The sequence below is a fragment of the Ectothiorhodospira haloalkaliphila ATCC 51935 genome, assembly GCF_000633935.1.
Taxonomy (GTDB): Bacteria; Pseudomonadota; Gammaproteobacteria; order Ectothiorhodospirales; family Ectothiorhodospiraceae; genus Ectothiorhodospira; species Ectothiorhodospira haloalkaliphila.
Window position 1 is genome coordinate 658999 of record NZ_KK214998.1, and the last position, 17636, is coordinate 676634.

At 65.2% G+C, this 17636-nt stretch carries 14 protein-coding genes and 1 pseudogene; 14 read left to right on the top strand and 1 reads right to left on the bottom strand.

The genetic code is table 11. The features are described 5' to 3' along the window. The first annotated feature begins 31 nt into the window (after positions 1-31). Complete coding sequence (aroC, locus tag ECTHA_RS0110910) at positions 32-1096, top strand: chorismate synthase (RefSeq protein ID WP_025281174.1); 1065 nt, start codon at positions 32-34, stop codon at positions 1094-1096. Positions 1097-1233: 137 nt separating this feature from the next. Next, complete coding sequence (locus ECTHA_RS18050) at positions 1234-2403, top strand: MFS transporter (RefSeq protein WP_025281175.1); 1170 nt, start codon at positions 1234-1236, stop codon at positions 2401-2403. 22 nt (positions 2404-2425) lie between these two features. On the opposite strand, the gene ECTHA_RS0110920 is transcribed toward ECTHA_RS18050, so the two are convergent. Further along, positions 2426-3307, bottom strand: a complete 882-nt coding sequence (locus ECTHA_RS0110920; RefSeq protein ID WP_025281176.1) for a LysR family transcriptional regulator — start codon at positions 3305-3307, stop codon at positions 2426-2428. A 126-nt stretch (positions 3308-3433) separates the two neighbouring features. Between ECTHA_RS0110920 and leuC the strand changes: the two genes are divergently transcribed. The 12 genes and pseudogenes from leuC (at position 3434) to folC (ending at position 17596) form a co-directional block, all read left to right on the top strand. Then, positions 3434-4840: a 3-isopropylmalate dehydratase large subunit gene (gene leuC, locus ECTHA_RS0110925; RefSeq protein ID WP_025281177.1), complete on the top strand. Its 1407-nt coding sequence runs from the start codon at positions 3434-3436 to the stop codon at positions 4838-4840. A gap of 13 nt (positions 4841-4853) precedes the next feature. Further along, positions 4854-5495, top strand: coding sequence for a 3-isopropylmalate dehydratase small subunit (gene leuD, locus ECTHA_RS0110930; protein WP_025281178.1), 642 nt, complete (start codon positions 4854-4856; stop codon positions 5493-5495). A gap of 94 nt (positions 5496-5589) precedes the next feature. After that, positions 5590-6669: a 3-isopropylmalate dehydrogenase gene (gene leuB / locus ECTHA_RS0110935; RefSeq protein ID WP_025281179.1), complete on the top strand. Its 1080-nt coding sequence runs from the start codon at positions 5590-5592 to the stop codon at positions 6667-6669. Positions 6670-6722: 53 nt separating this feature from the next. Beyond that, a complete protein-coding gene (locus ECTHA_RS0110940) occupies positions 6723-7745 on the top strand; it encodes an aspartate-semialdehyde dehydrogenase (protein ID WP_025281180.1) in 1023 nt (340 codons plus the stop codon). 133 nt (positions 7746-7878) lie between these two features. Continuing rightward, positions 7879-10887, top strand: coding sequence for a FimV/HubP family polar landmark protein (locus tag ECTHA_RS0110945; protein ID WP_025281181.1), 3009 nt, complete (start codon positions 7879-7881; stop codon positions 10885-10887). Positions 10888-10976: 89 nt separating this feature from the next. Further along, entirely contained in the window at positions 10977-11669 is a 693-nt protein-coding gene (locus ECTHA_RS0110950) for a CbiQ family ECF transporter T component (protein WP_025281182.1), read from the top strand. A 41-nt stretch (positions 11670-11710) separates the two neighbouring features. After that, positions 11711-12505, top strand: a complete 795-nt coding sequence (truA, locus tag ECTHA_RS0110955; RefSeq protein ID WP_025281183.1) for a tRNA pseudouridine(38-40) synthase TruA — start codon at positions 11711-11713, stop codon at positions 12503-12505. 65 nt (positions 12506-12570) lie between these two features. Continuing rightward, a pseudogene (locus ECTHA_RS0110960) lies at positions 12571-13221 on the top strand (phosphoribosylanthranilate isomerase); the annotation flags it as partial. Further along, on the top strand, positions 13196-14416 hold the full coding sequence (trpB, locus tag ECTHA_RS0110965) for a tryptophan synthase subunit beta (protein WP_025281185.1): 1221 nt from the start codon (positions 13196-13198) through the stop codon (positions 14414-14416). The pseudogene ECTHA_RS0110960 and the gene trpB, both read left to right, overlap by 26 nt. Further along, complete coding sequence (gene trpA / locus ECTHA_RS0110970; RefSeq protein ID WP_025281186.1) at positions 14413-15228, top strand: tryptophan synthase subunit alpha; 816 nt, start codon at positions 14413-14415, stop codon at positions 15226-15228. The genes trpB and trpA overlap by 4 nt, the downstream gene beginning before the upstream one ends. A 74-nt stretch (positions 15229-15302) precedes the next feature. Then, entirely contained in the window at positions 15303-16286 is a 984-nt protein-coding gene (accD, locus tag ECTHA_RS0110975; RefSeq protein WP_026623735.1) for an acetyl-CoA carboxylase, carboxyltransferase subunit beta, read from the top strand. Continuing rightward, complete coding sequence (gene folC / locus ECTHA_RS18055; protein ID WP_025281187.1) at positions 16283-17596, top strand: bifunctional tetrahydrofolate synthase/dihydrofolate synthase; 1314 nt, start codon at positions 16283-16285, stop codon at positions 17594-17596. The genes accD and folC overlap by 4 nt, the downstream gene beginning before the upstream one ends. Positions 17597-17636 lie beyond the last annotated feature (40 nt).

Below are 17636 nucleotides of genomic sequence, written 5' to 3' on the forward strand. Positions count from 1 at the left end.
GGGAGGGGCCATCCTTCGGGGCCCTGCATCCATGTCCGGAAACACCATAGGCAAGCTGTTTACTGTGACCAGCTTTGGCGAGAGCCACGGCCCGGCCATCGGCTGCATCGTCGATGGCTGTCCCCCTGGCCTGGGGTTGAGCGAGGCCGATCTGCAGGGCGACCTGGACCGGCGCCGCCCGGGGACCTCCCGGCACACCACCCAGCGTCGTGAACCGGATCAGGTGAAGATCCTCTCCGGGGTCTTCGAAGGCGTGACCACCGGGACGCCCATCGGGCTGTTGATCGAGAATGCCGACCAGCGCTCCAAGGACTATTCGGAGATCGCCGAGCGCTTCCGGCCCGGTCATGCGGATTACACCTACTTCAGGAAATATGGCCTGCGGGACTACCGGGGCGGGGGTCGCAGTTCGGCCCGGGAGACCGCCATGCGAGTGGCCGCCGGCGGCATTGCCAAGAAATATCTGCGCGAGCACTTCGGGGTGCAGGTGCGGGGTTATCTGGCCCAGTTGGGGCCCATCCGCATCGATGCCGTGGACTGGTCCGTGGTGGACACCAACCCCTTCTTCTGTCCCGATGCCGCCAAGGTGCCGGAGCTGGAGGCCTATATGGACGCCCTGCGCAAGGAAGGGGACTCCATCGGTGCTCGCATCAACGTGGAGGCCACGGGTCTGCCCGCCGGCTGGGGTGAGCCGGTATTTGACCGGCTGGACGCCGACATCGCCCACGCCATGATGGGCATCAATGCCGTCAAGGCCGTGGAAGTCGGTGATGGCTTCGCCTGTGTGGAGCAAAAGGGTACCCAGCACCGTGACGAAATGACCTCCGAGGGGTTTGTCTCCAACCACGCCGGGGGGGTGCTGGGAGGGATCTCCTCGGGGCAGGATATCCGCGTGAGCATGGCCTTGAAGCCCACCTCGAGCATCCGCTTGCCGGGGCGATCCCTGGATGTGCATGGCGAGCCGGTGGAAGTGATCACCACCGGGCGCCATGATCCCTGCGTGGGCATCCGCGCCACGCCCATTGCCGAGGCCATGCTGGCCATCGTGCTGATGGATCATGCGTTGCGGCATCGGGGGCAGGTGGGGGGGCGTTAGGGGCTCCAGCTGCCCCCTCTGATCAACAGCGACTCTCCATTCTCCCCTCAGGGGAGAAGGGCCGGGGAGGAGGGGGGCGGCGGGCATGACGCCCTGTTCGCCACCCTCGCCCCAACCGCCTTGATTCCGGAAACTTCATGCCTGCTTCCTACTGGAAACTCTCCAGCTTCTATTTTTTCTATTTCGCCAGCATCGGCGCCTTCATGCCCTACTGGGGGCTGTACCTGAAGGAACAGGGTTTTGCCGCCGGGCAGATCGGCGAACTCATGGCCATCGTGCTGGCCACCAAGATCATTGCCCCCAATGTGTGGGGCTGGCTGGCGGACCACACCGGCAAGCGGACCCTGGTGGTGCGCATCGCTGCGGGCATGGCCATGATCTGCTTTGCCGGGCTGCTGTTCCACTCCGGTTACTGGTGGGTGGCGGTCACCATGGCCCTGTTCAGCTTCTTCTGGAACGCGGCGTTGCCCCAGTTTGAAGCCACCACCATGAACCACCTGGGCAAGAGCACCCATGCCTACAGCCGCATCCGGCTGTGGGGATCCATCGGCTTCGTGCTCTCGGTGGGCAGCCTGGGGGCCGTGTTCGAGACCGTGGACGTGGCCTGGTTGCCCTGGATCGTGCTGGTCCTGCTGGGTGCCCTGTGGCTCAGTACCCTGCGGGTGCGGGACGGGGGCGGGGTGCAGCCCGGCCCCGAGCCGGAATCCCTCTGGACCACCCTGAAGATCCCGGCGGTGATCCTGCTGCTGATAGCCTGTTTCCTAATGCAGGCCAGTCACGGTCCCTACTATGCGTTCTTCACCCTGTACCTGGAGGAGCACGACTACACCCGCACGGTGGCCGGCTACCTCTGGGCGCTGGGGGTGCTGGCGGAGGTGGGGGTTTTCCTCATGATGCATCGCTGGCTGCCGCGTTTTGGTGCCTGGCGCCTGCTTGCCCTGGCTCTGCTGATCACCGCGGTGCGCTGGGGGTTGCTGGCGGGGTTCGTGGACAGCCTGCCGATGCTGGTGGTCATCCAGTTGATGCACGCGGCCAGCTATGGCCTGTACCACGCGGCGGCCATCTCGCTGATCCATCAGTTCTTCGTCGGGCGCCAGCAGGGGCGGGGACAGGCCCTGTACTCCTCCCTGAGCTTTGGTCTGGGCGGCGCCATGGGGGCCCTGGCCAGTGGTTACATCTGGGATGGCGCGGGGCCCATGTGGGTGTATGTGATGGCCTCGGGCCTGGCCACGGCGGGCTTTGTGGCGGCCCTGCTGGGTAGCGGTTCGCGGCAGTATTCCGTGAGGCCGGATTCGGTGAATCAATAAGCGCGCCCTGATCGTGACGTCTTCAAGCAGGGTCTGAAGGCGCATCGGCCCCCTCCAGCATGGCCAGCAGCACCGATGCGGCGTTGGACCGGGTGCGGTCCCGGTGAGTCACCCAGCCCAGTTCCCGGTGCATGGTCAGACCGGGCAACTCCAGGTGATGCAGTTCCGCACCCATGGAGAGGGGGAGCACACCCCAGCCCAGACCGATACTGATCATCATCTGCAGGGTTTCCAGGTAGTGGGTTTCCAGCACCCGTGTCGGCGTAATGTCCTGGGTGGAGAAGGCGGCATTCACCAGTCGGCGGGTGAAGGTGCCTTCCGGGGGCAGGATGGCCGGGTAGCCGTTCAGGTCTTCAGGAATGCAGGTCCGGCTGGCCAGGGGATGATCCTTGGCCACCATGGCGGCCAGTGGGTCGTCCCAGATGCGCTGCCAGGTCAGCAGGGGCGAAGGCTGCTCCGGCAGGGTGACCACGGCCAGGTCCACCTGCCCCAGTTCGGCTGCCCGACAGGCCTCTTCCGATTCCATGAAGCGGATGTCCAGTTCCACCGCCGGGTAACGCCGCGCGAAGGCCTCGAGCACGGGCGGCAGCCTGCGCAGACCCACGTGATGGGAGGTGGCCAGGATGAGGGGGCCCTCCACGCGATCCGAGAGGTTGTCCAGCAGCCGTCGCGTTTCCGCCAGGTCCTCCAGGATGAGCCTGGCCCGGGGCAGCAATACCCGGCCGGCCTCCGTCACGCTGATGCGGCGGCCAATACGGTCGAACAGGGGCTGGCCCAGTTCCGACTCCAGGGCCGCCACACGCTTGCTCACCGCTGGCTGGGTGAGGTGCAGGGTCTGTGCTGCTTCGGAGAAGGAGCCGGTGTTTGCCACCGCCAGGAAGGCCTTGAGGTTTTCCGGGAGCATGAGGCTTCTCGCAAGGGGTGTGGGCTTGGAATTCTCGCCAGGAATACTTTACATGAATAAGATGAATTGGCGTTATCCAACTCCGGTCTCTATCCTTATCACCAGAGGCAATCGAGGTATTCACCCATGACCGGAAAGACACTCTACGACAAACTCTGGGACGCCCACGTGGTTCGCCGCGAGGACGACGACACGGCCCTGCTCTACATCGATCGGCACCTGGTGCACGAGGTGACGTCACCCCAGGCCTTCGAGGGCCTGCGTCTGGCGGGCCGTCAGCCCTGGCGTACCAACACGGTGCTGGCCGTACCGGATCACAACGTGCCCACCACGGACCGTGACAAGGGGATCGCAGATCCCGTCTCCCGTACCCAGGTGGAAACGCTCCAGCAGAACGTCACCAGCCTGGGCATCACCTTTTTCCCCATGGGCGATGTGCGTCAGGGCATCGTGCATGTGATCGGGCCGGAGCAGGGGGCCACGCTGCCGGGCATGACCGTGGTGTGCGGTGACTCCCACACCTCCACCCATGGGGCCTTCGGGGCCCTGTCCGTGGGGATTGGTACCTCGGAGGTGGAGCACGTGCTGGCCACCCAGTGCCTGTTGCAGAAGAAGATGAAGAACATGCTGGTCTCCGTGGACGGCAAGGTGGGCCCCGGGGTCACCGCCAAGGACATCGTCCTGGCCATCATTGGCGAGATCGGCACGGCTGGCGGCACCGGTTGCGCCATCGAGTTTGGCGGTGAGGCCATTCGTGATCTGTCCATGGAAGGTCGCATGACCGTGTGCAACATGGCCATCGAGGCGGGCGCCCGGGCCGGCATGGTGGCCGTGGACCAGACCACCATCGACTACGTGAAGGAGCGCCCCTACGCGCCCCGTGGTGAGCACTGGGAGCAGGCCGTGGCGGTCTGGCAGGAACTCAAGTCCGATCCTGACGCGAAGTTTGATCATGTGGTGCACATCGATGCCGCCAGCATCCAGCCCCAGGTGAGCTGGGGGACCTCTCCGGAGATGGTGGCGCCGATCGGTGGTCGGGTACCCGATCCGGCCACCGCCGGTGATGCGGTCAAGACCCGGGGCATGGAGCGGGCGCTGGAATACATGGGCCTCAAGGCGGGCATGGCCGTGACCGACATCCCGGTGGACAAGGTCTTCATCGGTTCCTGCACCAACGGTCGCCTGGAGGATATCCGGGCTGCCGCCGAGGTGGTGAAGGGTCGCCGGGTGGCCGAGAGCGTCAAGCTCGCCATGGTGGTGCCGGGCTCGGGCCTGGTGAAGCAGCAGGCGGAACAGGAAGGCCTGGACAAGGTGTTCCTGGAGGCCGGCTTTGAATGGCGCGATCCGGGTTGCTCCATGTGCCTGGCCATGAACGCCGACCGCCTGGAGCCGGGTGAACGCTGCGCCTCAACCTCCAACCGTAACTTCGAGGGTCGTCAGGGCCTGGGTGGGCGTACCCACCTGGTGAGCCCCGCCATGGCAGCCGCCGCGGCCGTGGCCGGGCATTTCGTCGATGTCCGGGAAATGAACTGAGTGAGGTGACCCCATGGAAAAATTTCAAAGACTGACCGCCAAGGTGGCGCCGCTGGATCGCTCCAATGTGGACACCGACGCCATCATTCCCAAGCAGTATCTGAAGTCCGTCAAGCGCACGGGGTTTGGCCCCACGCTGTTCGATGACTGGCGTTATCTCGACCCGGGCGAGCCGGGCATGGATCACAGCCAGCGTCGCCAGAACCCGGATTTCGTGCTGAACGATGCACGTTATCAGGGCGCGCAGATCCTCCTGGCCCGCAAGAACTTTGGCTGTGGCTCCTCCCGCGAACATGCGGTGTGGGCCCTGACCGATTACGGATTCCGGGCCGTGATTGCCCCGAGCTATGCGGACATCTTCTTCAGCAACAGCTTCAAGAATGGACTCCTGCCGCTGGTGCTGGACGAGGCCATCGTCGATCAGCTCTTCAATGAGGTGCTGGCCGAGCCCGGCTACCAGTTGACCGTGGACCTGGAGGCCCAGACGGTGGAAACCCCCTCGGGCCAGAGCTTCTCCTTTGAGGTGGACCCGTTCCGACGTCATTGTCTGCTCAACGGGCTGGACGACATCGGCCTCACCCTGCAGCATGCCGATGATATCCGCGCCTACGAGGAGAAACGCCGCGCCGAGGCGCCCTGGCTGTTTCCGGCCTGATAAAAGAATCATGCACACCGACGGACCGCCTCCCCGGAGGCGGTCACGGCTGTCACACTGATCCCATTACACCTGTTGTCATTCCGAGTATCCCATGACCCACAAAATCCTTGTCATGCCCGGTGACGGCATCGGCCCCGAGATCGTCTCCGAGGCCACCCGTCTGCTGAACGCCCTGCGTGATCGTTTCGGCCTGGATGCCGAACTGGAAGAGGCCCCCATCGGCGGGGCCGGCTACGATGCGGCCGGTGAGCCGCTGCCGGCACACACCCTGAAACTGGCCCGGGAGGCCGATGCCGTGCTCCTGGGCGCCGTGGGCGGGCCGCGCTACGACGAACTGCCCTGGGAAAAACGCCCGGAGCGTGGCCTGCTGGCCATCCGTTCGGAACTGGGCCTGTTTTCCAACCTGCGCCCGGCGATCCTCTACCCTCAACTCGCGTCCGCCTCCGCCCTCAAACCGGAGATCGTCGGCGGCCTGGACATCATGATCCTGCGCGAGCTCACCGGTGGGGCCTATTTCGGCAAGCCCCGCGGCATCGATACCCGCGAGGATGGCGTACGCCAGGGTTACAACACCATCATCTATTCCGAACCGGAGATCGAGCGCATCGCCCGCAGCGGTTTCGAGATCGCCATGAAGCGGGATCGGCGCCTGTGCTCGGTGGACAAGGCCAATGTGCTCGAGGTCTCACAACTGTGGCGTGAAGTGGTGGAACGGGTGGCCAAGGAGTACCCGGACGTGGCACTGTCCCACATGTACGTGGACAATGCCGCCATGCAGCTGGTGCGCGCGCCCAAGCAATTCGACGTGATCGTGACCGAGAACATGTTCGGCGACATCCTCTCGGATGCGGCCGCCATGCTCACCGGTTCCATCGGCATGCTGCCGTCCGCTTCCCTGGATGCCGCCGGCAAGGGCATGTACGAACCCATTCATGGCTCGGCGCCGGACATCGCGGGCCAGGGCCTGGCCAATCCGCTGGCCACGTTGCTGTCGGTGGCCATGATGCTGCGCTACAGTCTCGACGAAGAGGCCCAGGCGGCACGCGTGGAGGCTGCGGTGGGTCAGGTGCTGGACAATGGTCTGCGCACGCCGGACATCTGGACTCATGGCTGCGACAAGGTGGGCACCCAGGAGATGGGGCAGGCGGTGGTGGCCGCTCTGTCCGACTGATCGAACCTCGCCCGCGCACCCATAATCAGTACTCGATTCAAGGATTCATAAAGATGAGCAAAACCTATGATGTGGCCGTTGTCGGCGCGACCGGCGCCGTTGGCGAGACCATGCTCTCCATCCTGGCCGAACGGAAGTTCCCCGTCGGGCAGGTGTATGCCGTGGCCAGCAGTCGTTCCGCCGGTTCCCGGGTGAGCTTCGGTGACCGTCAACTGGTGGTTCAGGACCTGGCCGAGTTCGATTTCTCCAAGGTGCAGATCGGTCTGTTCTCGCCCGGCGCCTCCGTCTCCAAGGAATATGCCCCCAAGGCGGCTGCTGCCGGCTGTGTGGTGATCGACAACACCTCGCAGTTCCGCTACGACGACGATATCCCGCTGGTGGTGCCGGAGGTGAACCCCCATGCGGTGGCTCAGCACACCAACCGGGGCATCATCGCCAACCCCAATTGCTCCACCATCCAGATGCTGGTGGCCCTCAAGCCCCTGCACGACGCCGTGGGTATCGAGCGCATCAACGTGGCCACCTACCAGGCGGTGTCGGGCACCGGCAAGGACGCCATCGAGGAACTGGCCGGCCAGTCGGCGCGGCTGCTCAATGGCCAGCCGGTGGAATGCCAGGTGTATCCCAAGCAGATCGCCTTCAACTGCCTGCCGCATATCGACGTCTTCCTGGAGAACGGCTACACCAAGGAAGAGATGAAGATGGTTTGGGAGACCCGCAAGATCTTTGAGGATGAGGCGATTCAGGTGAATCCCACCACGGTGCGTGTGCCGGTGTTCTACGGTCACTCCGAGGCCGTGCACATCGAGACCCGGGACAAGATCAGCGCCGAGAAGGCCCGCGAACTGCTGGCCGCCGCGCCGGGTGTGGAAGTGCTGGACGAGCGTGCCGACGGCGGTTATCCCACGGCGGTCACCGAGGGCGCGAATCGCGATCCTGTCTTTGTGGGCCGTATCCGGGAGGATATCTCCCATCCCCGAGGCCTGAATATGTGGGTGGTGGCGGATAACGTGCGCAAGGGGGCCGCCCTCAACAGTATCCAAATTGCCGAAGTTTTGATAAAAGATTACCTATAACGTGGGCTTGTCCTGAGTCAGCGGACCGGATGCCGCGTCCGGTCCGCTGCATGATGAGGCTCAACCGGGGGAACGGCGACCGGGCCGGATAAGCAGGACGGTCCCCGGGTCGTGTCAAAGAGGGGATTACGCTGTGCGCAGACTGGCTTTGGGAACGGCCGTATTGGCCCTGATCGTACCGGGGGCGAGCCTGGGGCTGGGGCTGGGAGAAATCGAACCCCGTTCCGCGCTCAATCAGCCCCTCCGCGCGGAGATCGAACTGGTCTCCGTGGAGCCAGGCGAGATGGACGATCTGGTGGTTCGGCTGGCCCCCGACGCCCTGTTCACGCGCATGGGCATCGACCGGGATCACCGCTTGACCGAGCTCGAGTTCGAGCCCATGACCACACGGGACGGTCGCCATGTGATTCGGGTGACCTCCCGCGATCCCATCCGCGAACCCTTCCTCAACTTCCTCATCGAAGCCAGCTGGCCCAGCGGTCGCCTGGTGCGCGAATACACCATCCTGCTGGATCCGCCCACCCGCTTCGAACAGACCCGCCAGCCCACCCCGGCCCCCTCGGCACCGGCTCCCGGGCGTGAGACCGCCCCCCCAGGCGTGACCCGCGCCGAAGCCCCTCGCGACACCGCTCCCACCACTTACCGGGTCAGCCGTGGCGACACCATGTGGCAGCTGGGTGAACGTCTGCGGCCCGACACCGGTGTGAGCGTGGAGCAGATGATGCTCGCGCTGCTCAGAGCCAATCCCGAGGCCTTCGAGGACGACAATATCAATAACCTGCGCAGCGGCCATGTGCTGCGCGTGCCGGCCCGCGATGAGATCACCCGCCTGGCGCCCCGCGAAGCGCGCCAGGAAGTGGTGCGTCAGAATCGACTCTGGCGGGAATACCGGGAGCGGGCCACGGAGCAGCCTGAACCCCAGGTGGCCGTTGCCGATGAGCCGGCACCGCCGCGTGATCCGGCCCCGGACGAAGCCAGGGAGCCGGCACCCCCCGCGCCGGTGGACGACGATGCCCGCCTGGAGATTGTTGGCGATGGTCTCACCGATGACGAGGCCCAGCGGTTGCAGCGGGAACTGGCCCTGTTGCGGGAAACCACCGAGTCCCGTCGCCAGGAGGCGGAGGAACTGCGTAATCGCGTGGAAGAGCTGGAAGGATTGCTGGAAAGGCAGTCCCGTCTGCTGACCCTCACCAACCAGCAGCTGGCAGATCTGCAGAACCAGCTGGCCCGCATGGAGGGGCGCGACCCCGACCACCTGCCTCTGGCCTTGCCAAGCGAGCCTTTGCCAACGACCCCCGAGGCGGTGGCGCCCGCACCGGCTCCGGATGCCGCTCCAACTCCCGAAGTGGCCCCAGCGCCTCCTGCGCCGGTCACACCCGCCGAACCGGAGCCGCGACCCACCGCGCTGACCCAGTTGCTGAACAATCCTTCCCTGCTGATGGGGGCCGGTTTTGGTCTGCTGCTGATCCTGGCCCTGCTGTGGCTGATGATCCGTCGCCTGCGTGATCGTGAGGACGGCGAGGACGTCGCAACCCCCCTGGCTGATGCCTCGGTGGGCCAGGAGGCCGGTACTCAGGGCAAGGGAACCGCCGCCGCCGCGGCTGCCGGCGCGGCCGCCGGCGGTGTTGCTGCCGCCCGGGATGATGCGGATCGGGAGCGGCCCACCTTTGGTGTCGAGTCCGACTCCAAAGAGGACCTGTCCACGGCGATGATGGACACCATGGAAACGCAGTTGCCCTCCCCGAAAGGGCCCATGGGGGATTCTGCGGAGTTGACCGATACCATGGAGCTCTCGCTCCCCGGCGGTGATGCCGCCGAACCCGAGGATGGTGGCCCACGCCATCGGGACGAAGTATCGAATGACGATACCGTGGCCGAAGCGGATGTCTACCTGGCCTATGGGCTGTACCAGCAGGCGGAGGATCTGCTTGAAAATGCCGTGAAGCAGGATCCGGATCGCGTGGATTATCGTTTCAAGCTGGCAGAAACCTATTTCGCCAGCAAGAATCGGGAGGCCTTTGAGGGTGTGGCGGCAGACATGCGCCAGTCCCTGGGTGAGCGTCCTGCCAGGCTGTGGGACCGGGTGGTGCTCATGGGGCAGGAGATCAGCCCCGATAACCCCCTTTTCCGCGGTGCAGCCGCCTCGGGTCAGGGCACCCATGAGCGCCCTGATACCAGCGACTTCGATCTGGATACCACGGAACTGGAAGGCTCGCTCTCCGAGGTGGACTTCGAGATCCGTGATGACATGGATGACATGGGGCTGGGAGAAGATCCAGCCTCCGGGGATCAGACAGAAATCTCCAAAATCGGTGAGCTGGACCTGGATCTGCCCGAGGATATCGGTGCCGATGTGCCCGAGGATTCAGGAAAGGCGGCGCCGGAAGATGCGCCCACCATGCAGGTGGAAGAAACCCCGGGCATGGATGACGAGGCCCCCACCCGGGTTCATCCTCCGGCGCAGACGGCCACATCCGCCCCGGACAAGCCTGAGGAGCGCGCCCGTACCCAGGACGCCGATGATGCCACACTGGAATTCGATCTGGACGACAGTGACTTCCTGGACGAGGACTGGGCGAAAGACGTGGGTGAGGGTGCGTCCAGGCCGGACCTGGACGAGGGCGCTGACATCGATGCGGATGAGCCGACCCGGCGCGCCGGGTCGGGGGACGATACCGCCACGCTGCAGACGGACGAGCCCTTCCCTGATCTGGATGAACCCCCGGCACTGGATCGTGGTGTCGAACCCCCCACGACCGAAGGCACGGGCGAGCAGGACGATACCCTGCAGCTGGATGCGGACGATCTGAACTTTGATCTGGACGACATGGAGTCCATGGGCAAGGATGAGCCTGCCACGCCCAGGGCGCTGGGTGAGGATCTGGACTCCGATGCCGATACCCGATGGCTGGATGACACCTTTGACGCGGATGATGCCGCCCGCACCTCGGACGAACTGGACAGCGCCGAGGATGATGACTTCAGTCTCGGCGACGAGATCAGTACCAAGCTGGATCTGGCCCGGGCCTACATCGAGATGGGGGATGCGGAAGGCGCCCGTGCCACCCTGGAGGAGGTGATCAGCGATGGTGACGACGTGCAGCGCCGCGAGGCCGAGGAGCTGATGCGTCAGATCCAGTAAGCCGCCGGTTACCCGGCGCCTCTTCCAGCCCTGGAAGACCACCCACCGGATGGCGCTGATCATCCAGTGGGTGGTCTTCATCGTGATTCATGCACCCAGCCACCAAGATACTCGGCGTTATCCTGTTCATTCTCTGCGTCGCTCGGGCCAACCCGGCGGTGATTGCCGGTGGATGTTGCTGGGTGGCGCTGGGTCTTTGGCATGTGGGCAGGGAGGGGGTCGACCGCTTTCTGACCATGGTGGGGCGGCTGAAATGGTTTTTCCTGTCCATCATCCTGGTGTTCGGGTGGTTTACTCCCGGGACGCCGCTGCTCGCCCTGGCCCCGGAGTTGTCCCCCAGCCGGGAGGGCCTGTTGCTGGGGCTGCAACGCAGCCTGGTTCTGGTGCTGGCCGTGGGAGCGGTGGTCTGGCTGCTGGAGACCACCCGACGGGATGACCTGGTGAAGGGCCTGCTCTGGCTCACCCGGCCCCTGGCGATCCTGGGGTTTCCACGCGAGCGGTTCGCGGTACGCCTGGTCCTGACCCTTGAGGCGCTTCCCCGCGTCGGACTGCTGGCCCGGGAGGCGCGGGACCACGCCAACGAGGCGCCACGGGGGCTGGGAAAGCGACTGCAGGCATTGGGCGAGCGGGCTGCGGGCCTGTTTCAGGGGGTGCTCAACCAGGCGCAACAGGCGCCGCTGGAACCCATTCATCTGGCCCCCATGGCAGCACCCGGGTGGCGGGACTGGCTCGGTGTGGCGCTGATCATCCTGCCCTTGATGGCCCTGGCCGCTGTGCTTTGAAGGGACTGAACGCCCCTGATTCTTCCGAATGACTGGAACACATGACTGAGACCCTTCATCGCCTGGCGATAGGCATCGAATACGACGGCTCCGGATTTCGCGGCTGGCAGACCCAGAAAGAGGCCCGTACCCTGCAGGCCCAGGTGGAAAAGGCCCTCTCCCGGGTGGCGGACGAGCCCATCGGCGTGACCTGTGCCGGTCGCACCGATGCGGGTGTGCATGCCACCGGCCAGATCATTCATTTCGACACCCGTGCGGTGCGCGACCCGCGCGCCTGGTTGCTGGGAGGCAACAGCCATCTGTCCCCGGAGCTGAGTTTTCAGTGGGTGCGGCCCATGCCCGATGACTTTCATGCCCGTTTCTCTGCGCGGTGGCGTCGTTACCGCTACATTTTTCTCAACCGCCTCACCCGACCGGCCATCCTGCGCCGTCGAGTCACCTGGATTCATCGACCCCTGGATGCGGCGCTGATGGCGAAGGCCGTGCCGCATCTGCTGGGGGAGCATGATTTTTCCAGTTTTCGCGCCAAGGGCTGTCAGGCTCGCACACCCATACGCACGGTTCAGGAAGTATCCGTGCATCGGCGCGGCGATTTCATCCACCTGGATATCCGCGCCAACGCCTTCCTGCATCACATGGTCCGCAATATCGCCGGAGTCTTGATGGCCATTGGTCGCGGCGAATACCCTCCCGAGTGGATCGCCGAGGTGCTCACGGCGCGAGACCGCTCCCAGGCAGGCATCACGGCCCCGCCGGACGGCCTGTACCTGGTGCAGGTGGGTTATGAGGATCGTTTCGACCTGAATCCGCCGGCGGTCGTCCCCGAGTACGCCTGACGCCCGGCAGGCTGATCCCGGGGCCGGATTTCTGTTAATCTTGCCGATCCTGTTCAGCAACCCAGGCGGCCATGCGTACCCGTATCAAGATCTGTGGCATTACCCGCGCCGAAGATGCCCGGGCAGCGGCCCGGGCCGGCTGCGACGCCATCGGTCTGGTCTTCTACGATCGAAGCCCCCGGGCAGTCGATGTGGAGCAAGCGCTGGCTGTCGCTCACGCCGTGCCACCGTTCGTGACGCGGGTGGGATTGTTCATGGATGCGGATGCCGAAAGGGTGCGCCAGGTGATGGCCCGGGTGCCCCTGGAGGTGTTGCAGTTTCATGGCGGCGAGTCGCCGGACTACTGCGAGGCCTTTGGCCGCACCTACCTCAAGGCGGTTCCCATGGCCGGTTCCGAGACGCCGGAAGCCTTCATGGCCCGTTATGCCGGGGCACAGGGCTTCCTGCTGGACAGTCATGGCGCTGGTCAGGCCGGGGGTACCGGGCAGACATTCGATTGGGGCCGATGGCCCACGGGCAGCCCACAGTCGTTGGTTCTGGCGGGTGGGCTGCATCCCGACAATGTGGCCGAGGCGGTCAGGCAGACCCGCCCCTGGGCCGTGGATGTGAGCAGTGGCGTGGAGTCGTCGCCGGGCGTGAAGGACGCCCGACGCATGATCCGATTCATCAGCGAGGTACGACGTGTCGACCGTGAGCAAACCCCAACAGACGCCTGACTGGAGCGCCTTCCCGGATGCCCGTGGGCATTTCGGGCCCTATGGTGGCCAGTTTGTCTCCGAGACCCTGATGGAGCCCCTGGAGGAATTGCGGGAGGCCTATCATCGTTATCTGAAGGATCCGGAGTTCCTGGCCGAACTGGACCGTGACCTGGCGCAGTACGTGGGGCGCCCCAGCCCCTTGTATCTGGCGGAACGGCTCACCCGTGAACTGGGGGGGGCGCGCATCTACCTCAAGCGCGAAGACCTGAATCACACCGGTGCCCACAAGGTGAACAACACCATCGGCCAGGCACTCCTGGCCAAGCGCATGGGCAAGACCCGCATCATTGCCGAGACCGGCGCAGGACAGCACGGCGTGGCCACGGCCACCGTGGCTGCGCGCCTGGGGCTGGAATGCGTGGTCTACATGGGCGCCGATGACATCCAGCGCCAGTCGCCCAACGTGTATCGCATGCGTCTGCTGGGCGCCCGGGTGGTGCCCGTGTCCTCCGGGTCGCGGACCCTCAAGGATGCCCTCAACGAGGCCATGCGTGACTGGGTGACCAACGTGGACAATACCTTCTACATCATCGGCACCGTAGCCGGGCCGCACCCCTATCCGGCCATGGTGAGGGACTTCCAGTCGGTGATCGGTCGCGAAGCCCGGGCCCAGTATCTGGAAGAGACCGGTGAACTGCCCGATGCCCTGGTGGCCTGTGTGGGCGGTGGTTCCAATGCCATCGGGCTGTTTCACCCCTTCCTGGACGATGCCGGCGTGGCCATGTACGGGGCCGAGGCGGCCGGGGATGGCATCGACAGTGGCCGCCATTCCGCTCCATTGTGTGCCGGCAAGCCCGGCGTCCTGCATGGTAATCGCACCTATCTCATGGAGGATGCCGACGGCCAGATCACCCAGACCCATTCGGTGTCGGCCGGTCTGGACTACCCCGGAGTGGGCCCGGAGCATGCCTGGCTCAAGGATGCCGGGCGGGTGCAGTATGTGCCCATCACGGACGAGGAGGCCCTGTCCGCCTTCCACCGTCTCACCCGCACCGAGGGCATCATCCCGGCGCTGGAAACCAGCCACGCCATTGCCCAGGTGATCAAGCTGGCACCTCAGCTTCGCTCCGACGGCGGGATCATCGTCAATCTGTCCGGTCGTGGTGACAAGGACATCAACACCGTGGCCCGTATGGAGGGCATCGAGCTGTGAGCCGCATAGCCGCCCGTTTCGAATATCTCAGGTCGCAGGGTCGCAAGGCCCTGATCCCCTATGTGACCGCCGGTGACCCGGAGCCCGCCAATACCGTGCCGCTGATGCACGAGTTGGTGAACGCCGGAGCCGACATCGTTGAACTGGGGGTACCGTTCTCCGACCCCATGGCCGATGGCCCGGTGATTCAGCAGGCCTGCGAGCGTGCCCTGAAGCACCACGTGAGCCTGCGGGATGTGCTGGGCATGGTGCGCGAGTTCCGCCGCGACAACACCACCACGCCGGTGGTGTTGATGGGCTATCTCAATCCCGTGGAAATCATGGGCTACGAGACCTTTGCCCGGGAGGCGGCCGAGGCGGGTGTGGACGGGCTGCTGACCGTGGACCTCCCCCCCGAGGAGGGCGCTGACCTGGTGCAGACCCTGACCACGAACGGCATTGATCCCATCTTCCTGTTGGCGCCCACCAGCCACGAGGGCCGTATCAAGGCCATTTGTGCAGCCGCGTCCGGTTTTGTGTACTACGTCTCCCTCAAGGGGGTGACCGGTGCCGCCACCCTGGATGTGGATGCCGTGGCGGAGAAGCTTGCCCTGATCCGCCAGCACACGGACCTGCCTGTGGGTGTGGGTTTTGGCATCAGCGATGCCCCCACCGCCGCTCGCGTGGGCCGTGTGGCCGATGCCGTGGTGGTGGGCAGTGCGCTGGTCAAGCTGCTGGCCGCCAACACCCAGGATCTGCCGGCTGGCCGTGCCGCAGCAGCAGATCTGCTGGGAGAGATGCGCCAGGCCATGGATGCCGCCCCCAAGGCCTGACGGGATACGCCATTGTCTTCAAGGTCGGCCACGTGCCCGTGCCGATCATCGATCCAACAGGATGACCGACGCCCATGAGCTGGTTTGAAAAACTCGTCCCTTCCCGGATCCGCACCGACGCCACCAACAAGCGTGCCGTGCCCGAGGGCCTGTGGCTGCGCTGTGATGGCTGTTCGGCCACCCTGTATCGCCCCGAGGTGGAGCGCAGCCTGGACGTGTGCCCCAAGTGCGGCTTTCACATGCGCATGAATGCCCGGCGTCGCCTGGAAACCTTCCTGGACGCCGGCGAACGCGAGGAGATCGGGGCCCAGATCGAGCCGGTGGACATGCTGCGCTTTCGCGACAGCAAGCGCTACAAGGATCGCCTGCAGGCGGCCCAGAAGACCACGGGCGAGAAGGACGCGCTGGTGGTCATGAAGGGGACGGTGCGGGACGTGCCTGTGGTGGCCGCGGCCTTCAACTTCAACTTCATGGGCGGCTCCATGGGTTCCGTGGTGGGGGAGCGTTTCGTGCGCGGCGTGAATACTGCCGTGGAACAGGGCGTCCCCATGGTGTGCTTTTCGGCCAGTGGCGGGGCCCGCATGCAGGAGGCCTTGTTCTCGCTGATGCAGATGGCCAAGACCAGTGCCGCCCTGGCGCGGTTGCGCGAGGCGCGCCTGCCCTATGTCTCCGTGATGACTGATCCCACCATGGGGGGGGTATCGGCCAGTCTGGCCATGCTCGGCGACATCAATGCCGCCGAGCCGGGCGCCTTGATCGGCTTTGCCGGCCCACGGGTCATCAAGCAGACGGTACGTGAAACCCTGCCAGAAGGTTTCCAGCGATCCGAGTTCCTGCTGGAACACGGCGCCATTGACATGATCATTGATCGCCGGGAAATGCGAAACCGTCTCTCCTCGGTGCTGTGCCTGCTGACCCACCAGCCTGGCCAGCCGGTTCCCGAGGCCGAGGCCTTCGACGAGGAGCTCGAACCGGAGCGGGTGGGGCAATCTCCCGAGGGTGTGGTCGATCCGTCTTCGGAGCAGGATAAGGCTGCGCAGGGGCCGGCCAGTTCATGAGTGAACCCGGCGCACCCCGGCCGCGATTCGACAACCTGTCGGACTGGCTGGACTGGCAGGAGCGTTTTCACATACGCCCCATTGATCTGGGGCTTGAGCGGGTGGGGCGCGTAGCCGACCTCATGGGTCTGCGGCCGGCCTCTGCCCCGGTGATCACCGTGGGTGGCACCAACGGGAAAGGGTCGACGGTGGCGTTTCTGGAGGCCATCTACCGGGCCGCGGGCTATCGCGTGGGTGTTTACACCTCGCCTCATCTGCTGCGTTATAACGAACGTATTCGCCTGCAAGGCGAGCCTGTGGGGGATGGCCCCCTGTGCGAGGCCTTTGCCGCCATCGACCGGGCCCGGGACAACATCAGCCTGAGTTATTTCGAGTTCGGCACCCTGGCGGCCCTGTGGCTGTTCCGCCGAGAATCCATGGATGTGATCCTGCTGGAGGTGGGGTTGGGGGGGCGTCTGGATGCGGTCAATATCCTGGACGCCCACGTGGCGGTGGTCACCTCGGTGGGGATCGATCATCAAAGCTGGCTGGGGGAGGACAGGGAAGCCATTGGTTTCGAGAAGGCGGGCATCTTTCGCGGTGAACAGCCGGCGGTGTGTGGTGATATGGATCCGCCCCGTCGCCTGCTGGAGCACGCCGCCAGCCTGGACACCCCCCTGGCCCTGGCCGGCAGCGACTTTCATGCCGGCCCCGTGGCCGAAAATGGTGTGTGGGATTATCACGGCATGGGCATGACCCTCACGGCGTTGCCGCCACCGGGCCTGGCCGGATCGGTGCAGCGTGGCAATGCCGCCACCGCCATCACCGCAGCCCTGCTATTGGAGGATCAGGTCCCCCTGACCGAGCGGGCGGTGCGTGAGGGGATCGCCCAGGCACGGCTGGCGGGGCGGTATCAGTGCCTTCAGCAGGACCCCGCAGTGTGGGTGGATGTGGCGCACAATCCACAAGGCGCCCGCATCCTTGGGGGGCACCTGGCGGATGAGCCCGTCAAGGGCCGCACTCTGGCCGTCATGGGCGTCATGGCCGACAAGGATGTGCCGGGAATTCTGGAGCCATTGAGATCGTTGGTGAATGCCTGGTACCTGGGGGCGCTGGATGTTCCTCGAGCCCTGGCGCCCGAGGAACTGGCTGTCCATCTGGAGGGCGCAGCGCCAGTGCAGATCCAGGCCAGCGTTGCCGAGGCCTGCGAGGCAGCGCTGTTGCAGGCTGGCCCCGGGGATCGCATTATCGTCTTCGGTTCCTTTCATACCGTGGCCGCCGTGTTGCAGGCCCCGTTCCCCTGGGCCGACGCACCCTTGAAGAGCGCCTGATTCGCCCATACCTTGGTATGGGTGAGGGTGGTTTTTGATT

What these genes read in the sequence shown, in the direction of transcription:
- leuB (WP_025281179.1), top strand. Translation starts at nt 5,590, where the DNA reads ATGACCCACAAAATCCTTGTCATGCCCGGTGACGGCATCGGCCCCGAG.
- folC (WP_025281187.1), top strand. Translation starts at nt 16,283, where the DNA reads ATGAGTGAACCCGGCGCACCCCGGCCGCGATTCGACAACCTGTCGGAC.
- accD (WP_026623735.1), top strand. Translation starts at nt 15,303, where the DNA reads ATGAGCTGGTTTGAAAAACTCGTCCCTTCCCGGATCCGCACCGACGCC.
- truA (WP_025281183.1), top strand. Translation starts at nt 11,711, where the DNA reads ATGACTGAGACCCTTCATCGCCTGGCGATAGGCATCGAATACGACGGC.
- leuC (WP_025281177.1), top strand. Translation starts at nt 3,434, where the DNA reads ATGACCGGAAAGACACTCTACGACAAACTCTGGGACGCCCACGTGGTT.
- aroC (WP_025281174.1), top strand. Translation starts at nt 32, where the DNA reads ATGTCCGGAAACACCATAGGCAAGCTGTTTACTGTGACCAGCTTTGGC.
- ECTHA_RS18050 (WP_025281175.1), top strand. Translation starts at nt 1,234, where the DNA reads ATGCCTGCTTCCTACTGGAAACTCTCCAGCTTCTATTTTTTCTATTTC.
- leuD (WP_025281178.1), top strand. Translation starts at nt 4,854, where the DNA reads ATGGAAAAATTTCAAAGACTGACCGCCAAGGTGGCGCCGCTGGATCGC.
- ECTHA_RS0110920 (WP_025281176.1), bottom strand. Translation starts at nt 3,307, where the DNA reads ATGCTCCCGGAAAACCTCAAGGCCTTCCTGGCGGTGGCAAACACCGGC.
- ECTHA_RS0110940 (WP_025281180.1), top strand. Translation starts at nt 6,723, where the DNA reads ATGAGCAAAACCTATGATGTGGCCGTTGTCGGCGCGACCGGCGCCGTT.
- ECTHA_RS0110950 (WP_025281182.1), top strand. Translation starts at nt 10,977, where the DNA reads ATGCACCCAGCCACCAAGATACTCGGCGTTATCCTGTTCATTCTCTGC.